Here is a 6,537-nt window from a genome sequence, read left to right as displayed (position 1 = left end):
GCATCGTTGATGCCATCGCCTGCCATCGCCACTACTTTGCCTTGTTGTTGCAGTTTTTTTATTTGTTCGGCCTTGCCGGAAGGGGAAACGCCGGAAACCACGTTTTCGATACCGGTTTTTGCAGCTACAAATTTTGCCGTTGAAGCCGCATCGCCGGTCAGCATCCAAACTTCAATTCCGGCTTTTTTGAGTTGAGAAACCGTTGCAGCAGCGTTGGAACGGATTTCATCAGCAATGGTTAAAACAGCCAAAAGCATACTTTTTTTACCGAAATAAATTACCGTAGCAGCCGTATCTAAAGTTAGAACATCAATTTCGGTAGTTAAACCGCAATTTTCCTGTACCCAATCCGGCTTCCCAATAAAATAAGTTTCGTTTTGATAAACCACTTCAATTCCTGCGCCGGTTGTACTTTTAAAATCAGAAACGGTTTGTGCCGATGCTTCTTTTATCGGTATAAAATCAACAATGGCTTCGGCAAGTGGATGTTCGGAATGTTGTTCAGCGGCAAGCAACACGCCTGACAAAACGTTTTGCTGTTCCAAATCCAAACTTTTGTTCCAATTTAAACTAGTTAGCTTCGGTTTTCCTTCGGTGATGGTTCCGGTTTTATCCAGCACAATCGTATTGACACGATAAGCGCGTTCCAGCGTTTCGGCATCGCGAATCAGGATGCCTTTTTCTGCGCCTTTGCCCACGCCAACCATAATCGCTGTTGGTGTTGCCAAGCCCAAAGCACAGGGACAAGCTACAATCAACACCGTTACAAAAGCCAGCAAACCCTGGCTAAATGCCTGTGTTCCACCAAAAACCCACCAGGCAATTGCACTGATTAGGGCGATACCAAACACAACCGGAACAAAAACCGCAGCAATCTGATCAGCCAGTTTTTGCACTTTTGCTTTCGATCCCTGCGCGTTTTGCACGGCTTTAATCATCCGCGAAAGCATGGTTTGGTTGCCAACTTTTAAGGCTTTCAGCACAAAACTTCCTTTTTGGTTGATGGTTCCGGCAAAAACGGTATCGCCTGCTTTTCGGGCAACAGGCATCGGTTCGCCGGTCATCATCGCTTCATCAATAAATGAATTTCCTTCATAAATTTCGCCGTCAACCGGAACCCGTTCGCCGGGTTTGATGCGGATCAGTTCGCCTTCCTGTACCGCTTTAATATCAACTTCGATTTCAATGCCATTTCGAATTACCCGAACCGCGCGCACCTGCAAACCCATCAGCTTTTTTACGGATGCCGAAGTGCCTGATTTGGCACGTTCTTCCAGCAGTTTTCCGATCAAAATAAACGTAATAACCACCGCAGCCGCTTCAAAATAAACATGTGCCTGCACACCGCGCGAAAGCCAGAACGACGGATAAATGGTGTTGAACAAACTGAACAAATAAGCCACGCCCGTGCTGATGGCCACCAGCGTATCCATATTGGCATGAAAGTGTTGCGCCTGCTTCCAGGCGTTTACAAAAAACCGGCTGCCAAACACAAACAGCACGATGGACGTGAGCACGAGCATAATTAGGTTTGCGAACGGCCAGTGCATAAAAACCATGTCGAGCAATACAATCGGCACAGTCAATAAAACCGCGCCCAAAGTTTGTTTTTTAAGCTGAACCAAGGCTTTTTCCTGTTGTTCTTCCTGCTGGTCCAGGGCGTTTTCTTCATCCAAGATCAAATCGTAACCTGCGTTTTGGATGGCTTTTTGAATTTGCTGCGGCTGGGTTTGCTTTGGGTTGAAGTAAATATCCAAAGCTTGCGTGGCATAATTCACGTTGGCTTGCGCCACGCCCGGAACCGAAGCTGCCATACTTTGCACGCTCATGGCGCAAGAAGCACAACTCATGCCCATTATCGGATAAGTTTTATGAAGGATGTTTTTTTCCATGATGCTTCTTTTATCATGCAAAATTAAGCAATGGCTGATGGGTGAAATTTACAGGATTGTCGTTTGTTTTTATATGATTTTGAGATTAAACTTTTTTGTATTAAAGGTCATCCCCCTAACCCCCTTCGAAGGGGGAAGCCTATCGCATACCTTTCTAACGTTTAAAGTTTGGAGATAAAAAGATATACGCCCTGGCCCTCTTCCCCTTCAAAGGGGGTTAGGGGGATGACCACACGCAAATTCTAAAATACCAACCAAATTTTTCTATCTTAAACCCCAAATTTCCATCCACCGCTTATGGCTTTAAATTACGTTTGGGTTTCTTTTTTTATCGTTGCTTTTTTTATTGCCTTAATTAAGCTGGTCTTTTTTGGCGATACCGAAATCTTTAAATTGTTGGTAGATGGCATTTTCGATTCGACCAAATCTTCCGTTATGGATATTGCTTTGCCGCTGATTGGAACGATGGCTTTTTGGCTTGGCATCATGAACATTGGCGAAAAGGCCGGCGCCATCAATTTTTTGTCGCGTTTGGTTGGCCCGTTTTTTCATCGTTTATTTCCCGAAGTCCCTAAAAACCATCCGGCAAACGGCGCGATGATGATGAATTTTTCGGCCAATTTATTAGGCTTGGATAATGCCGCCACGCCGCTGGGTTTAAAAGCGATGGAAAGCCTGCACGAATTGAATCCCGAAAAAGATACGGCCTCCAATGCTGAAATTATGTTCCTGGTGCTGCATGCTTCCGGCCTAACCATTTTGCCGATTTCCATTATTGCGCAACGTGCTATCTTGGGCGCACACGATCCGACGGATATTTTTATTCCTTGTATCATCGCCACTTATGTAGCTACTTTAACCGGTTTGCTGGCCGTTGCCTACAAGCAAAAATTGAAGTTGTTAGATCCGGTAGTTTTAGGCTGGATTGGCGGGATCACCTTGTTTCTGGCAGCATTGGTTGCTTATTTTAAATTGTATTTGGATAAACAGCAAATCAGCGAAGTATCAAAAGTGGCCAGCAATTTAATCCTATTACTGATTCCCGTTCTGTTTATTTTAGGCGCACTTCGTAAAAAAGTAAACGTTTTTGAGACTTTTATTGAAGGCGCCAAAGGCGGGCTGGAAACTTCTTTCCGCATCATTCCTTATTTGGTGGCGATGTTGGCCGCCATCAGCGTTTTTCGTGCTTCGGGCGCATTGGGTTATCTGGTGGATATTTTCAAATGGGGTTTCGGCCATTTTAACATGGATACGCGTTTTACCGAGGTTTTGCCCATCGGTTTTATGCGGCCTTTAAGCGGTGCCGGTTCGCGCGCCATGATGCTCGACAACATGCGCCATTTTGGTACGGATAGTTTTATCGGCCATTTGTCCAGCGTTTTGTACGGTTCTGCGGATACTACTTTTTACATTGTAGCCTTGTATTTTGGTTCTGTCGGCATCAAAAAAACGCGCTACGCCATACCGGCCGGACTGCTTGCCGATTTTGCCGGTGTGGTTTCTGCTATCCTGCTTTCGTATTTGTTTTTTGGCTGATGCTTCTTTTACCGGCATAAAATTGGGGTAACTATTTTGGCTTACTGACGTACAAAAATTTCAACCGAAATCCGGTTTTTGTACCTCAGAAAGGAAAATGAAAAAAGTTGGGATACTTCTTTTACTGTGCTTTTTTTTACTTCAACCTAAAACCCAAGCGCAAGACCACATGTATTCGCAGTTTTTCAATTCGCCTTTGTACTTAAACCCAGCGTTGAACGGACAGTTTCAGGGCGATTTGCGCATGAACCTGATTTACCGAAACCAATGGGCTTCGCTACCTGGCACACTCAACTATTTAACAGCTTCTATAGATTATAACGTGCCGCGTTTTGGCGGAGGTATCGGTTTGATGTTTACGCGCTCGGCCGAAGGAACGGCTTACCTTACCAAAAACAGCATCGCCGGTTTGTATTCGTACAGTGTTGGTTCTGATGATTATGTGCTGTCGTTTGGATTGCAAGGCGGCGTAACCAATCGCGTAATTGATTGGAGTAAACTTATTTTTTCGGACCAGATTGATGCCACAACTGGTATTATTCCCGGCCAAACTTCTTCGGTTGAAATGCCCGCCTACAACAACAAATATTATTTTGATTCGGGCGCAGGCGTTTCGCTTACCTTAAACCGGCTGCTGCTTGGCGGCGCGTTGCAGCACATCAACCGGCCAAATGAATCTTTTACCGGGGCAAAAGCAGTACTGCCCATGCGTTCTACTTTCCACATCAGTTACCGGATGCCGATGGACCGTTTTACCGATGATGACGACCCGGATGCTTCGTACATTATCCCATCAATTGTGGCCTACAACCAGGCAAAAGTAACGGCCATTAATGCCGGGCTTCAATACAAAAGGCGCGGCGTTAATGCGGGTTTATGGTATCGCTCAAGCACCACGACCGGCCAGGAAGCTTTTGTGTTGACGTTAATTTTCGACCTGTTTATCAACCGCGATTCGGGCGAGAAACTGCGTTTAGGCGTGAGTCAGGATGCCAATTATTCCAAAACCAATTACACCAATTCTACCGGTTCTACCGAGGGCAGTTTGGGTTACGAAACCAGCAACCCGGCCCGCGACCAAGGCGCTAAGAAATTCCCGGGTTCGCGGAGGTGTTACGATTTTTACTAAAACCTGAACACTTAAAATTGTGTGGTAAAAGAAGCATTGTAGAATTTCAAGGCACCTTCTCTTTACATTAACTTAACCTACCGTTGATGGTTCGTTAATATGTACCTAACATTAAGTTAATGTTGTAAGGCAACCTTTGTGTCCAAAATACACACACAATGAAAAAAATTTACCTTTTCATTTTTTCCTGCCTTATCCTCTTTTCTGCAGAAAAAATCAATGCCCAAATTACCAGTGCCCAAATTAGCGGCCGGGTTTCAGATCCGAAAGGCGTTACCCTGCCCGGCGTTTCTGTGGTTGCCGTAAACACCAGTACCGGAACACGTTACGGCACGCAAACCAATGCCGACGGCCGTTATACGCTGCCCAACATGAATGCAGGCGGCCCTTACACCATCACCTTAACATATGTTGGTTTTAAAAAGATTGAACGTACCGATGTTACGCTGAGTTTAGGCAATGCCACTTACAATTTTACCATGGCCGATGAAACAACCGCGTTAAAAGAAGTAACCGTACGGTCTGTTGCCGGTGCGCCAAAAACCGGTGCCGGAACCCGGATCAGCCAAAGCCAAATCCGCAACCTACCAACGGTTTCAAGAAGTTTGCAGGATTTAACCAGGACAACTCCGCAAAGCAGCAACAACTCTTTCCAAGGAACCAACTTTCGGTACAACAACGTAACGATTGATGGTGCCATTAACAACGATGCAATTGGCTTTAGTCCTTCCACCGGTGGCCAGACCAACCAATCCGGGCAAGTTGGAAGCAGCACGCGTACCAACCCGGTTTCGATTGACGCAATCCAGGACATCCAGGTTTACGTAGCACCTTATGATATTAAAATCGGCAACGTTTTGGGTGGAAGTATCAACGCCGTTACCCGCAGCGGTACAAACACCGTTACCGGTTCGGTTTATGGTTTTGGCAGGAATGCTTCTTTAATCGGCAGAAATAATATCCCAACCAATGTGGGCGGCGATAAATCCAAAGAACCAAGCGATTTCCACGAATACCAAACCGGTTTCCGTGTTGGTTTCCCTATCATCAAAAACAAACTGTTTTTCTTTACCAATGAAGAAATCACTCGCCGCCAGGACCCGGTAATTTTTGGTGCCGGAAGCGCTGGTTCTTCCAATATCCTTTCTGTAACGGATGCCCAAAACTTAGCTGCCGCTTTTACGAAATATACGGGCGGCATCAGTCCGGGAACGTATGAGAATACCAATATCTATTCCAGATCCAACAAATTTTTTAACCGTTTGGATTGGAACATCAACGATAACAACCAGTTAACCATCCGCAACAATTACATCACTTCTACCGCCACCAACCTGGAGCGCGATAACTTTAACTTTCGTTTTAGCGGGATTGATTATACTTCGCACAACAACTCTTCATCAACGGTTGGCGAGTTGAAAACCAAAATCAGCAACAACATTAACAACAGTTTGGTATTTGGTTATTCGAGCGTGCATGATTACCGCGACCCGAACTCCAACCCTGCCCTGCCGCAAATTGAAATTGTTGGTAATTCGCCAGGTTCAACCATTTTTATGGGGACAGACCGCGAAGCTGCCATTTTTGATATGCAACAAAAAACCACCGAGTTTACCGATAATCTGACTTTAACAACCGGTAAAAACACCTTTACTTTTGGTACACACAACGAGTTTTACAACATTACCTACAACTTTGTAAACGCCTGGAACGGCCGCGACAGCTACAGCAGCATTGCCAACTTTTTAAACAACCAGCCGTCGCGCGTTCGTAACAATTACAATTATACCGATAACACGCGTGATTATATTTTGAACAATCCTTCGGCGAAGTTTAAAGTGAATTTGCTGAGTTTGTACGGTCAGGATGAGATCAACTTAACAGATAATTTTAAACTGACAGCCGGCGTTCGCTTGGATTATGCCAACGTGCCTGATAAACAACCTTTAAGTACCAAAACAACCAATGCGCCGGTTGACC

At 45.2% G+C, this 6,537-nt stretch carries 4 protein-coding genes; 3 read left to right on the top strand and 1 reads right to left on the bottom strand.

The features are described 5' to 3' along the window. A partial coding sequence (locus Q0192_RS15655; RefSeq protein ID WP_299290816.1) for a heavy metal translocating P-type ATPase occupies positions 1 to 1,892 on the bottom strand: 1,892 nt, incomplete at its 3' end. Between the two features lie 297 nt (positions 1,893 to 2,189). On the opposite strand from Q0192_RS15655, the gene Q0192_RS15650 reads away from it, so the two are divergent. The 3 genes from Q0192_RS15650 to Q0192_RS15640 form a co-directional block, all read left to right on the top strand. Continuing rightward, positions 2,190 to 3,428, top strand: a complete 1,239-nt coding sequence (locus Q0192_RS15650; protein ID WP_299290814.1) for a nucleoside recognition domain-containing protein — start codon at positions 2,190 to 2,192, stop codon at positions 3,426 to 3,428. Positions 3,429 to 3,525: 97 nt separating this feature from the next. After that, positions 3,526 to 4,557: a PorP/SprF family type IX secretion system membrane protein gene (locus tag Q0192_RS15645; protein WP_299290812.1), complete on the top strand. Its 1,032-nt coding sequence runs from the start codon at positions 3,526 to 3,528 to the stop codon at positions 4,555 to 4,557. Between the two features lie 158 nt (positions 4,558 to 4,715). After that, the coding region (locus tag Q0192_RS15640; protein WP_299290810.1) for a carboxypeptidase regulatory-like domain-containing protein at positions 4,716 to 6,537 on the top strand (1,822 nt) is incomplete at its 3' end.

The sequence above is a fragment of the uncultured Mucilaginibacter sp. genome, from assembly GCF_937859865.1.
Classification (GTDB): Bacteria; Bacteroidota; Bacteroidia; order Sphingobacteriales; family Sphingobacteriaceae; genus Mucilaginibacter_A.
Note: the sequence above shows the minus strand (reverse complement) of the source record. Positions and strands in the feature narration are given on the sequence as shown.